The sequence below is a fragment of the Salinisphaera sp. G21_0 genome (assembly GCF_017744115.1).
In the GTDB taxonomy this organism is placed as follows: Bacteria; Pseudomonadota; Gammaproteobacteria; order Pseudomonadales; family Endozoicomonadaceae; genus Endozoicomonas.
In genome coordinates this window covers 66,418-78,981 of record NZ_JAGHQW010000018.1, presented here as the reverse complement: position 1 = coordinate 78,981, position 12,564 = coordinate 66,418, and the positions used below count along the sequence as shown (strand labels likewise).

Here is a 12,564-nt window from a genome sequence, read left to right as displayed (position 1 = left end):
AACTATTCCCTCGTAACTCATAACTCTCAACCCAGTGCCCCTCCATGAGAAACCCCCGTATTTATTCAGCGCAGCCGCTTCAGGCTGACTGCTCTATCGAACTTTCCGAAAATGCCGCCAATCATGTCGGCCGTGTTTTGCGCATGAGACCCTCAGAGCCCCTGGTGCTGTTTAATGGTCAAGGGGGAGCCTGGCAGGGAACCGTAGAGAGCGTTAGCAAAAAGTCGGTTACCGTTTATCTTGAATCGTTTATCGAGGGTGATGCCCAGTCTCCCCTGACTATTGAGCTGGGTCAGACACTCAGCCGTGGTGAGCGTATGGATTATGCCATTCAGAAGGCAACGGAAGCGGGTGTTACCGCCATTACCCCATTATGGAGTGAGCGTTGTGAGGTGAAGCTGAATGCAGAACGTTTGGATAAACGGGTCAAACACTGGCAACAGGTGGCTATCAGTGCCTGTGAACAGTGTGGCCGTAATATCGTACCGACCATACATACGCCCGTTAAGCTGGAAGATTGGCTCACCACCCGGGGGACCGAGCTGAACTTTGTGCTGCATCATCGAACCAGAGAGAAACTCAGTGGTTTTGCACAGCCAGAATCGGTATCTCTGCTGATTGGCCCGGAGGGTGGTTTAACCGCTCAGGAAATTGAGTTGGCTGAGGGCCACCGTTTTAACCCACTGGCATTAGGCCCCCGTGTGCTTAGAACGGAAACTGCGCCAGTAGTGGCGATTACGCTGATGCAGTACCTCTGGGGAGATTACTGATAGTACCTACAGAATCAGTATAAGTGGCACAGTTCAATAGCTGGTCAGCCGAGGTAAAAATCCTATAATGCGTCATCCTTTTAGTGAGAGTCTTTGGTTATGAAAAAGGTCGCTTTTCAGGCTCTTTGATTATTTTGTCCCGGGCAAGCGGCTCATTCCGCCCTGGATGATGTTGGAGTAAATAATTCATGAAAAAGATGGCGATTAAAGCGCTGGCTATTGCTGTGTTTGCCGCATCAATGACTGGCTGTATGGGGCAGATGGGCACCTCGGCTATGGTGACCAAAGCTAACCTGTCGGTTGTCGATAACCGTTATGGTCGTGCCGGACTGTTCATGCTGCTCAGCCCGGTTTACGGTATTGCCGCTACTGCAGACTTTTTTATTTTCAATACCATCGAGTTCTGGACCGGCACCAACCCCATTACCGGCAAGTCTCCAGCGGTTGTTGATATGCCTGTTGATGCCATCTTCAAGGTCAACCACAAGCTGGACAAGTCCATGACTGATGTACCTCTGGACAGTATTACCTCTGCGTCTTTCAAACAGGTTGATGAGAATACCGTTGAAATGCACGTGACCTACACTGACGGTCAGCAGGCCATTATGCGTGGTGAAAAGTCCGGTGAGGAAGTCAGCTTCTTCATGGATGGAGAATTTGTTGCTACCGCTCAGGTTGCAGAACTGAATGATTATATCGCTGCCAGGCAGTCTTAACATAAGGGAGCCTTGAGCTCCCTTTTCGGGTTTGGTTGTGTCCGGATTTTCTAATCTGGAACTATAAAAAAAATAGTTAGTCTAAATGAGTTTTATACTTGATTTGGAACAGTAATGTTAGAAATAGGTAGTAGCTCATCAAAAAGTATATTATCTCCCCTGGAAAACGAGGTCCTGGACAGAATCAGGCCATATTCAGGTTCGAATGTATTTAATAGTAGGCGTTGTGTAATAGAAGGGCTTTCCAGAGGAGAAAGAAAAAAATATATTCCGGAATCTATTTTGGATGAATTCAAGTCTCTTCAGGAATACACAATACGAGTATTTGATTTTCATGGTTCTCCAGATCAAATCAATGCATATCAGTTTGTATTTGATCGGCCTTTTCAAGAGGTTGGATTGGAGAATGGAATTATTCTAAATAATAGCGATGAATGTGAGGCATTTTTTTTTAATGCCTCTAGCAAAGCGTTAACTATAGATTACTATTTAGATGTTTGCGACCGTGAAGTAGAAAAAGATGGAAAAGTTATGCTTATTACTAATGGCAGTCAAGTGAGCATTTCACCATTATCTGAAAACAAAACAATCAGATTTGAGAGTTACACAGGGGGAGATGTCTGGCTGAGGAACTCAGAGTCATCCTTATTTAAACTTGAATTTCAAAATGACAAGCGAGTATGGAAGGAAATAGGCCGCAGCGCATCTTACAAAACTACTTTTGACGCTAATCCACTAGTAAGACAGTCAGGCCCGGTATTTCTTCACGAAGACAATGGACAGGTACGAACCCTGGATCATCAAGTTGATGGTGAACTCTTTATTCCACTGCATGCCATTGAAGAGCTATTAAAAAGTAAGGTAGAGAAAAATATAAGACCATTTTTTGATTGGATTTGTTCGAGCTGTGATGCTGAAATAGCTATTTTCCTTAAAATTACGGAAAATATGGTTCTGATACAGAAAAAAAACCGTCTGATATGTTGGGTTTATGAAGACCGGCCATGGTATCATACGGTAGTTACATCAATGTATGTCCAGAAGGATAAAGTATATTGTCATATCCATGAGACTGTAGGCTGTGAAAGTGATCTGGCAAAGACAGTAAGAAAGAAGTTAATAAAAAGAATAAAATCCAACTTCGAAAATCACTCAGTTATTTTTTCAGTAACCCGGGAGGCTATACAAAAGGATTTTAGCTCTTGCGGTATTTTTGCTATAAAAACAGTGCAATATCTTTCTAAGAATCCTGAGCGATGGTGCTCAGTTCTTAATAATATGGCAGCCCTCGAACCTGAAGCCGGAGAAGAAAATATCAGGAAAATTTCCGTAAGTATGCTGCCTGCTGAACTCTTGAAGCTTTGCCAATATACAGCATGTGCGTCACCTGAGCAGAGGAATTCAATAATCGGGCATAAACAGGTCTGGGATTTAACCTTGGAACAATATTGGCGAGAGTATGGCTACAAGGGGCAAAGCCATCCTGAAAATCACGCTGCCCTGGCCAAGTTGTATAAATCTTATGCAGACTATGCGGCTCTCAAGGCAGGGGGGAATACACAAAATGTTGAGGTAGTTGATGATATCCGTGCATCTGATTCACGCACTGGTTCTAAACGGCAAACGGGAAACAGTCAGTATTTTCTGCGTCAATCGGATCCTAAAAAAAAAAGATCGATAAGTAGTTGGCCAAATGGAATCGTATTTTCTGGCTAAGTGGGCAGTTACTATGCAAGGCACAACGAAGCGAGTATAGCCTTAGCTATGTGACCGGAGTTGTGACGCCGCACGACTGCATGGATGCAGGAGCTAGAGCAACGCAGGAGCAGTTGCCGAGAGTGACTGCCCACTTGGTCAGAAAATACGATTCCATTTGGTTAACTACTTAATGCACTCTCTCCATAAAGTGTATTCGCAACAGTTGCAAAGAATAGTGGGAGGCCCATTGCCGGGTCCCCTGAAGCATGAATTGCCCGGGCTCCAGCTGAAGACTGGAAATTGCTGTCATAAGGCAGATGGACACCTCAGCTATGGTGACCAAAGCTAATCTGTCAGTTGATGAGAATACGGTTGAAATACGAAACTAACCTACTTCTCCCTGCTACTGACTTTCTTATTACCGAAAAAAATCAGTGCCCACCTTATCAGAAACCTCCAGCTATCCCCTGTTTTGGGTCCTGTTTCAGCAGCTGTCTTCGGCATCGCCTAAATTAGCTCCCCAAAACCATTTTTATAGAAAAACCTCACGTAACTCAGAGGGATATATGGGTGTTTATCACTATACATGCAAAGTTGATGGTGTGAAAAAATGCCGATGATTTTTCGCTGGGCTTAATTTTGAGCCCTTGTCTTGATACTGGTCTTAACAAAAGTATTTACTCCATAAACAGTCAGCCCAGTGAGCAAACGTTTGTACGGTCATTGGGGTGAAATAAGGAAGTCTTGATGGCTCATTTGATCGACGAAGTTCTGTTTCAATCAGGTAACAAGTTCAAGAATCGTATCGTGATGGCTCCGATGACGATTCAATCCGCCTTTTTTGATGGCGGCGTCACCCAGCAGATGATTACCTATTACGCCGCTCGCTCTGGCGATGCGGGTGCCGTAATTGTCGAAAGTGCTTTTGTGGAAAATTACGGCAGAGCTTTCCCCGGCGCACTGGGTATCGATACTGATGGCAAAATTGCTGGCCTGAAGCAACTGGCGGATGCCATCAAGGCCAAAGGCTCAAAAGCTATTCTGCAAATCTACCATGCCGGTCGTATGGCAACGCCCGAGTTTAATGGTGGCCATAAACCGATCTCGGCCAGCCCTGTCGCTGCTCTGCGTGATAATGCGGAAACCCCGCTGGAGATGACCGAAGAGCAAATCGAAGAGATGATCGAGTTGTTCGGCAATGCCGTGAACCGTGCCATTGTCGCCGGTTTTGATGGTGTTGAAATCCACGGTGCCAACACTTACCTGATCCAGCAGTTTTTCTCGCCACACTCCAACCGCAGAAATGACCGGTGGGGTGGCGATATTGAAAAACGCACCACATTCCCGCTGGCTGTTCTGGCCAAAACCAAGCAGGTGGCACAGTCTCATAACAAGGCTGATTTCATTGTCGGTTATCGCTTCTCACCTGAAGAGATTGAAGAGCCGGGTATCCGCTTTGAAGATACCATGTTCCTGTTGGATAAACTGGCGACAGAAGGCCTGGATTATTTCCACTTCTCTATGGGCAGCTGGGCACGTAACTCCATCGTAAACCCGGAAGACAAAGAGCCACTGATCAACAAGTATCGTCAAATGCAGTCTGAGGCGGTTGCCAGCGTGCCGGTTATCGGTGTGGGTGGTATTGCCCAGACTGCCGACGGGGAAAAAGCGCTGTCCCAGGGTTACGATATGGTGGCCGTAGGCAAGGGCTACCTGGTTGAACCTACCTGGGCAACCAAGGCTCTGAACAATGAGACCTGCGCCGAGTTCGCCGATATCGCTCAGCAGGAAGCCCTGCTGATCCCGACGCCATTGTGGGACATCATGGATTACATGATTGTCGACAGTGCCGCAGAAGCGGAAAAACATCAGCGCATCAAAGAGCTGCAAGGTATTGAGATCCGTTTCCAGCCTGGCACTTATACCGCTTACGGCCGTGGTCACAATGGTGACCTGCCGGTGACGGTAACCTTCTCTGAAGATGAGATTCTTGAGATTGTGGTGGACTCTTCCAGAGAGTCAGATGGTATTGCCAACCCGGCCTTTGAGCGTATTCCACAGCAGATCGTTGATGAGCAGACGCTCAATATTGACGTGATCTCCGGCGCAACCGTCAGCAGTCAGGCGGTGATTGACGGTGTTTCCAATGCGGTTGATCTTGCCGGTGGTCACTCCGAGGCTCTGCGTGTGAAAGCTCGCAAAGCGGTTGAGTGGACCGCGCAAACCATCGAAGAGAGCGCCGACGTGGTAGTGATCGGTGGTGGCGGTGCCGGTTTGAGTGCGGCACTGACAGCCCTGGATAAAGGCAAGTCGGTTATCCTGCTGGAGAAGTTCCCGGCTATCGGTGGTAATACGGTCCGTACTGGTGGTTGGGTTAATGCTGCTGAACCCGCGTGGCAGGGTGATTTCGCGGCACTGGCGGGTGAAAAAGAGACCCTGATGGCCCTGGCTCAGACACCAGAGTCTGAGTTCGTCGGTGAATATCTGGACGATTTCCGTACCCTGAAGTCACAGCTGGATGATTACTTCAACCAGCACGACCATGGCAAGAAATACCTGTTCGACTCGGTTGAACTGCACCGCATCCAGACCTACCTGGGCGGTAAGCGTACCGACCTGAATGGCGAAACCATCTATGGTCAATACGATCTGGTCAAGCAGCTGACTTCCCGCTCCATGGAGTCCATCGACTGGCTGAGCGAGAAAGGTATCGAGTTTGAGCGTGGCCTGGTGGATATCGCTGTTGGTGCCCTGTGGCGTCGTGCCCACAAGCCAAAGCGTCCAAAAGGCGTTGAGTTTGTTGATAAGCTGCAAAAGCGCATTCTGGAACAGAATGGTCGTATCATCACCGATACCCGGGCTACCGACCTGATCGTTGAAGATGGCAAGGTTGTGGGTGTCAAGGCGATCCAGGCCAACGGTAATGAGCTGATCGTAAAAGCGAGCCACGGTGTGGTCATGACTTCTGGCGGCTTTGGTGCCAATACCCAGATGATCAAGAAGTACAACACCTATTGGAAAAATATTGCTGACGATATCAAAACCACCAACTCCCCTGCGCTGGTGGGTGATGGTATCGAAATGGGCGAAAAAGTCGGTGCCGAGCTGGTGGGAATGGGCTTTGCCCAGCTGATGCCAATCGGTGATCCGAAGTCCGGTGCTCTGCTGACTGGCCTGATTGTACCACCGGAGAACTTTGTCTTCGTTAACCAGAAAGGCAAGCGTTTTGTCGATGAGTGCGGCAGCCGCGATAAGCTGGCAGACTCCTTCTTCGACAACGGCGGCACCGTTTACATGATTGCCGATGCCGAGATTCGCAAAACAGCAGCCAACACCTCCGATGAAACCATCGCCCGTGAAATCAGCGAGGGCATCATCGTGGAAGCGGATACGCTGGAAGAACTGGCTGACAAGATCGGTGTGCCACAGGCGGAATTTGTGCAAACCATCAAGCAGTACAACACGTGTGTTGAGCAGGGTCACGATCCTGAATTCAACAAGAGTGCGTTCGGCTTGAAGGTGGAGCAGGGACCGTTCTACGCCACACCACGTCAGCCTTCTATTCACCACACCATGGGTGGCTTGAAGATCGATACCAGCACGCGAGTGATTGGTAAGGACGGTAACATCATTCCTGGCCTGTACGCAGCGGGTGAAGTCACTGGCGGTATCCATGCCGGTAACCGTCTGGGTGGTAACGCCCTGATCGATATCTTCACGTTTGGCCGTATTGCCGGTGAAAGCGCGGCGGACCTTGTTTAAGGTATAGCGGCGACAACCAAAAGCCTGCCCTCGCGGAGTGGCGGGCTTTTTAGCAGCGAACTATTTCATGCACAAGTACCAGACCAGATTCCAGATGATGGGAACATTGATTGATCTGGTCGTTTATCATCAAAATGGTGAGCAGCTGCTCAAAGCGGCCTATCACCAACTTTCCCAATACGCCCAGCGGTTCACGGTCAATCAACCAGATGGGGAACTGATGCGCATCAACCAGAATGCAGGCATTGCACCAATCGCGGTTGCTTCCGATCTCTTTCACCTGATCAACGTCGCCAAGGCGGCAAGCCAGGACAGACACAACCCCTTCAATATTGCCATTGGCCCTCTGGTCAAGCTCTGGCGCATCGGCTTTCGGGATGCCAGACTGCCCTCAGCAGCGGAGATATCTGCACGGTTGGCGTTGGTCGATCCCGATAACATTGTCCTGAACGAACAGGAGAGAACGGTATTTTTGCGTCAATCCGGCATGGAGATCGACCTGGGAGCCATCGCTAAAGGCTATTTTGCCGATCAGGTCAAACAAGCGCTGGTCAACGCCGGTGTTGACTACGGCTTTATCAGTCTGGGGGGCAATGTGGTCACCATCGGTCACTCACCCACCAATGCCAACCGGGCCTGGAATGTAGGTATTCAAAACCCTCTGGCAGAGCGGGGCTCCATTATTCGTGCGCTGCCATTGAACGATGCCTCCATGGTCACCTCTGGCATTAACGAACGCTATTTTGATGTCAATGGTCAGCGTTACCACCACCTGTTGGATGCACAAACAGGTATGCCCATTGCCACGGATATTGCCAGTCTGACCATTATTTCCAAACACTCCGTTGATGGTGAAATCTGGAGTACTGCCGGCTTTTTATCCTCGGCGGATGATGCGTTGCACTATTTATGTCAACAGGCATTTATTGAAGCCGTTGTTGTGGCAAAGGATGGCACCGTTCAGGTGACCGATGGACTGGTTGACCATGGTCGTTATATTGCCTTGCGCTGAATAGAAACTGTCACCATCCAGGATGGCACCCATCTGCACCAGCCTGAGCGTCCCGCTGAACTTACAACGAAACGTCAACAGACTCCGGGGCTTTAGCCCGGATGTTTCATAAAATTCTTCTGTGGACTCATGAAATTAAAGATGACTATTTTTCTTTGTTCATTATCAGGAATAAGCCATTCAATTACATTTTTCCTGGTTTGTAACACTAGTGCTGGAAGGCACAGAATTGCTGCAGACCCTGTCGTAAAGAGATTTACCAGCTTTGTTCAAAGTGTCCAGAGGGTTAGCGAAAAAAACAAAAAATGACAATACCGCTGCTTCAGCAGCAAATATTAACGCATCTTGCCGGAGGTCCAGGTATTCATTGTATTTATCAGGCCCCAGACTCCTGGCAAGTGATTCTTGTGCCGGTACATCAAAAACAGTATCAATATGGTTACAGATAGCAACTGTCACCACGCCAATGGCAATTGAGAAGACACCGCTTGCGATATTTTTTTTAAATTCCGGGAATAACCCGGAGGGCATTTGACAATTGGCTGATGCTGAAGGATGAGAGATGGGCAACACGGGTAAACCCTCAATTGAAACTCACTGGTTTGTGACAGTCTTAACTTGACACGCTCTTTAAAGAGCGAGTTTGCACTTCAATTTTGATCATGAATGTGATGCAAGTCGGCTACATACTCTGTCGTATATCGATTTAGCCAGAGTGCTACAATCAGCCAGACCTCCCTGGGCAACAAATAGAATTAACGGATATACAAAAAGCTTGACTACTTTGATTTCACCATTTTGAAGACCATCATATTTAAATTTTTCATAACCAACCAAATTCTGCCGGGCATAATCCTCGGCAGGCCCGTTAAAATACCGATGAATGTCCAGAGATGCTGTGGAAGCAATTACTCCGCCTAGAAATGAATCGACGGCTTTTATGAGAATCTTTTCGGATTGTTCAAATAATGGCAGGGAATCCGGAGGATTTGTTGGATTATTATATCTTAAGAAGAGAGGTTGCATTGTAAACCACCTGAGTACTAAAAAGTGAAAGTGTTTGGCACTTTGACATTACCGACAATACCAACAGGTGCAAAGTTCAATTTGGATCCTTTTTTCCAAAACCCCATGACCGGCATAGCCGGTCATGGGGATTTTCAGGCTGACCTTTCGAGTAGACCACACCATAAAAATCGCACATGTTTCAGGCGGCGGAGAGTTTCTTCAGTGCCTCAAACTTTTCCAGCTGTTCAGGTAACAGATTCTTCTCTTTATCCCGACTCAGGTTTCTACACCGTGGAATGGCCTTCTGACCAGGGCGAACACCGTAACATTATCCACCTTCAGATGTCCTTTCAGCGGGGTACGGCGGTCGCTCAGGTTGAAATAGCCGAACTTCTCCCCACCTTTCGGGAAATGGCCGACCATTTCAAAAATAGAGCCATCCACATCGATAACCAGTGTCAGTTCGCCCAAGGTTTTGATATCCCGCAGCACCTCTTATAGTAGGTAGTAGGAGGCTGACCGAGAATAGGCGACCCCGTAGCGAGGATGGCAGAAAATTGAGGATAAAAAGTCGGAAATTTTTAGTGAATAGTGGTTTTATTTGCTAAAAATTCCTGCTCCAGTTCATGTCTGCGGTATGATGAAGCACTGCCTACGGGAATCCCGCCATCAACCATAACGGTTCAAACACTCGCGACCCTACAAAGCATCAGATTGTTAAACAGAAGGAATATTAACTGTACGTTCAATCAAAAACTAAGGTACCAATTGCTAAAGGAATTGTCTTACTACTGCATACCGCAGTTAAACTGGAAAAGTGCGTAATCGCTCTTGTTAAATTGAACCATTCAGAACAAAAAGAATCCAAAAAGTTTATCAGTTCTTGTTCCGGTAGATTTAAGGTTCCGACGTGGATATTGGCAAATTAACTTACAATAACTTGAACACTTATCAATCTGGCCTATAGAGCAGCCTGCCTACGATGGACGAAGTTGCCAGTTCTCTCAGCATGCTCTGCATACAGGGCTCAAAACCTGTTCATGTTGGTGGTGGAGAATGCACTTCATCGGACGGTTTCTATAAAAAAAAACGACTTGAAGACTTCAGGATAGCGCCTCACTGTGAGTTTGAGGGTAAATTGAGATCTTCCGCAGAAGTATCTCTGGATGAGAAGCCAGGTTATGCCAGTACTGCAGAACTGCCGTTAAATTTTATCTGGGTCGGGAGTCTTATTCCTGATAAATACGCTAAAAATATTTTTGACTGGGCCAATGCTTATCCACAGCGGATGACTGTTCTGTGGATTACATCAACTTTGTTAAGTGAGCAGGCCAGGGAGGATATGGTTCGTTTTGAAGAAGTTTGTCCGGAAAATGTCCGGGTTATGGATACTGTTATCAATCCACTATTAAATAACATAGGCTTTGCCGACATTGAGCGCTGGATGTTTAATGGATTTGAAACAATGTCCAAGGTTGAGATAACAAGAACAGCCTGTGCCTATAGCGATGTCTTAAGGGTGCTTCTGATGTTTTATGGCACTGAGCTGCTCGATGGTATTAATCAAGCTTCGAGTGAGACCAATAAAAGAACCAATCCGTGTGACGGGATGATTTATTTAGATACCGATATTTATTACAACTCCCTGCACAGAATGGATGATCTGTATTTTAAAGGGGTTTTATTCAAGTGGAGACTCCTGATCCAATTACTGACGTACACCTCAAATGATATTTTTGCCACTTCCCATGCCCGATCAGACTTTTTTGGTTGTTTAATGCACGAGGTGCTGACCAAAACCTTTGCATTAATGAGTCAATATTCCAGCTGTGCAGAGTATGTTCGTCCCGAGCCTGATGATATCAGGTCAAATGAATTGAATGTTACTGAGTTTTCCCTTGTGCCTGCTGATAAGATGGTGACCAGGCACTATGGAAGATTTGCGGAAAAATTAGAAGATGAAAACGGTGCCTTTTCTTTTCCCCTCAAAGAAACAGTGGGTCAAGATGCTTCCTGGATTGATGGTAGCGCTTTAAGCCTCCAGCGTTCGATGTTCAGACCAAAGAGCCTTATGCAGCGGTCCGTTGATTATTTTTGTTCAATTTCGTGATTTCCCAAAAACCTCATCGCGTACAAAAATTTTTTGGGATTATCGAATCGCTTGCGAAGGATAAATATTGCGACTATAAGAAGTTCTTGCACAGGATTGCAGGAAATCACCTAAATCACCATAACCAGCTAAAGGAACAATTCGTATGTTTGCAGTTAATATGGACAATAATTCCTGTGCAGGTAATTCCGTCCGTAATGATCTTGGTAACCTATGTCCGGATGATACATCTGCCAACCCTGTTTTCCAAGGTATGTATGAAGTAAAGCGTACCCAAATCGACAGAATTATCAGAGATTTTGATAGCCAAACTGAATCAGTCAAACGTCGGCTGGGTGAACTGGGCCTTACCCCGTTGGAATGGCAAAATGCCAGCAAATCCATTATCAACAAAGTGGCAATTGTGCTTGAAGGTACTGCACCTCAGATCGCGATAGCTGAAGTGAGTCCTTCAGCTAATGGTAGTATTACTTCGGTAAATGGCCCGTATGCAAATGCAGTGGCATTAACCAATCAGTCAGTTGGCAAGAATCAGTCTTTGCCCGTGCTCAACAATAGTGATTGTGAGGTTTCTTCCCGTCTGTTTGATGCTTTCCAGACGGGCAATGCTCAACTTGTCATCCAGTGTTGTCGGCAAATACTGGACAGCCCCCTGGATGAGTGGGCAAAGCAAACACAGCTGGAAGCCATAAACCCTGCTGGTATTCCCGGCCTCTACACAGCGCTCGAAAAAGGTCATACCGACTGCATCAGTGCCTTTTTCGATCAGGTACAATGCAGTAACCTGAACGTTGAAATGAAGCAGAAACTGTTGGCACCCCAAGTCCCTTCAAACAACACGCCAGGTCTTTTTCTGGCTATGAGAGATGGCCACGCTGACCTTACATGCGCCTATTGCGAATGGATACTATCAACAAATAACTCTGATTGCTGGAAAGAAAAACAGCTAATGGCTATCGATTTATCTTCTATTGAAGAGTTAGGCGGGCCAGAATATCGAGCGCCTGCTTTGCACAAAGCCATGGAAAATAATCACAGTGAGTGTGTTAACATTTTTTGTCAACTGGTTTTAGCAAGTAATCTCAGCGTTCTGATCAAAGAGAATCTGATAACAGCTAAACAGGATGAATGCCCATGGAGGTCGGGTCTCTACAGTGCTTTTTTTAAAGGCAAAGCTCACAGTGTGAAAGCTTTTTGCCAACAGGTTCTGGAAGCAAAACTTGACGTTAGTGTAAAGCACAGGTTGTTGGCACCAAAATGGCCTGGTACAAAAATCATACAGCGAGCCAATCCGAGAACTGAAGTATTTCAGATATACAAAACCACTATAAGAGATAGCAATTTGAATTTTATAGAAAAAGCATCACTAACATCTCGTATTGTAAATCGGTTTAAAAGTGCTTTTAATCCTACCCGCCTTTTTCTCAACGTCCGTGATGCAGTTCTGTAGATAAGTGACAGGACCAAGGAACTGATTATTAAACGAAT

Annotated in this window: 11 protein-coding genes; 7 read left to right on the top strand and 4 right to left on the bottom strand. The window is 46.6% G+C overall.

Annotated elements, in window-relative coordinates:
• The first annotated feature begins 44 nt into the window (after positions 1-44).
• The 5 genes from J7439_RS10365 to J7439_RS10345 all read left to right on the top strand — a co-directional run bounded on the left by J7439_RS10365 (position 45) and on the right by J7439_RS10345 (position 7,958).
• On the top strand, positions 45-770 hold the full coding sequence (locus J7439_RS10365) for a 16S rRNA (uracil(1498)-N(3))-methyltransferase (RefSeq protein WP_209201741.1): 726 nt from the start codon (positions 45-47) through the stop codon (positions 768-770).
• Between the two features lie 188 nt (positions 771-958).
• The gene (locus J7439_RS10360; RefSeq protein ID WP_209276920.1) at positions 959-1,486 is read left to right on the top strand and encodes a DUF3332 domain-containing protein; all 528 of its coding nucleotides are present in this window, start codon (positions 959-961) and stop codon (positions 1,484-1,486) included.
• Positions 1,487-1,600: 114 nt separating this feature from the next.
• Positions 1,601-3,202, top strand: coding sequence for a YopJ family acetyltransferase (locus J7439_RS10355; RefSeq protein WP_209201739.1), 1,602 nt, complete (start codon positions 1,601-1,603; stop codon positions 3,200-3,202).
• Positions 3,203-3,931: 729 nt separating this feature from the next.
• Positions 3,932-6,946 carry an NADH-dependent flavin oxidoreductase gene (locus tag J7439_RS10350; protein ID WP_209201738.1) on the top strand — a complete coding sequence of 1,005 codons (3,015 nt, stop codon included), beginning with the start codon at positions 3,932-3,934 and terminating at the stop codon, positions 6,944-6,946.
• Positions 6,947-7,013: 67 nt separating this feature from the next.
• Positions 7,014-7,958 (top strand): FAD:protein FMN transferase, encoded by a 945-nt coding sequence (locus J7439_RS10345; RefSeq protein WP_353623040.1) that lies wholly within the window; start codon positions 7,014-7,016, stop codon positions 7,956-7,958.
• 180 nt (positions 7,959-8,138) lie between these two features.
• On the opposite strand, the gene J7439_RS10340 is transcribed toward J7439_RS10345, so the two are convergent.
• From J7439_RS10340 to J7439_RS10330, 3 genes are all read right to left on the bottom strand, one after another.
• Positions 8,139-8,489, bottom strand: coding sequence for a hypothetical protein (locus tag J7439_RS10340; protein WP_209201736.1), 351 nt, complete (start codon positions 8,487-8,489; stop codon positions 8,139-8,141).
• A gap of 129 nt (positions 8,490-8,618) precedes the next feature.
• Positions 8,619-8,984: a hypothetical protein gene (locus J7439_RS10335; RefSeq protein WP_209201735.1), complete on the bottom strand. Its 366-nt coding sequence runs from the start codon at positions 8,982-8,984 to the stop codon at positions 8,619-8,621.
• A 258-nt stretch (positions 8,985-9,242) separates the two neighbouring features.
• Positions 9,243-9,458, bottom strand: coding sequence for a ChuX/HutX family heme-like substrate-binding protein (locus J7439_RS10330; protein WP_353623037.1), 216 nt, complete (start codon positions 9,456-9,458; stop codon positions 9,243-9,245).
• Between the two features lie 796 nt (positions 9,459-10,254).
• On the opposite strand from J7439_RS10330, the gene J7439_RS10325 reads away from it, so the two are divergent.
• Positions 10,255-11,076 carry a hypothetical protein gene (locus J7439_RS10325; protein WP_209201733.1) on the top strand — a complete coding sequence of 274 codons (822 nt, stop codon included), beginning with the start codon at positions 10,255-10,257 and terminating at the stop codon, positions 11,074-11,076.
• Positions 11,077-11,593: 517 nt separating this feature from the next.
• On the opposite strand, the gene J7439_RS10320 is transcribed toward J7439_RS10325, so the two are convergent.
• Positions 11,594-11,851, bottom strand: a complete 258-nt coding sequence (locus J7439_RS10320) for a hypothetical protein (protein WP_209201732.1) — start codon at positions 11,849-11,851, stop codon at positions 11,594-11,596.
• 21 nt (positions 11,852-11,872) lie between these two features.
• Here J7439_RS10320 and J7439_RS10315 point away from each other — a divergent pair, with 21 nt between their 5' ends.
• Positions 11,873-12,526, top strand: a complete 654-nt coding sequence (locus J7439_RS10315) for a hypothetical protein (protein ID WP_209201731.1) — start codon at positions 11,873-11,875, stop codon at positions 12,524-12,526.
• Positions 12,527-12,564: the final 38 nt, after the last annotated feature.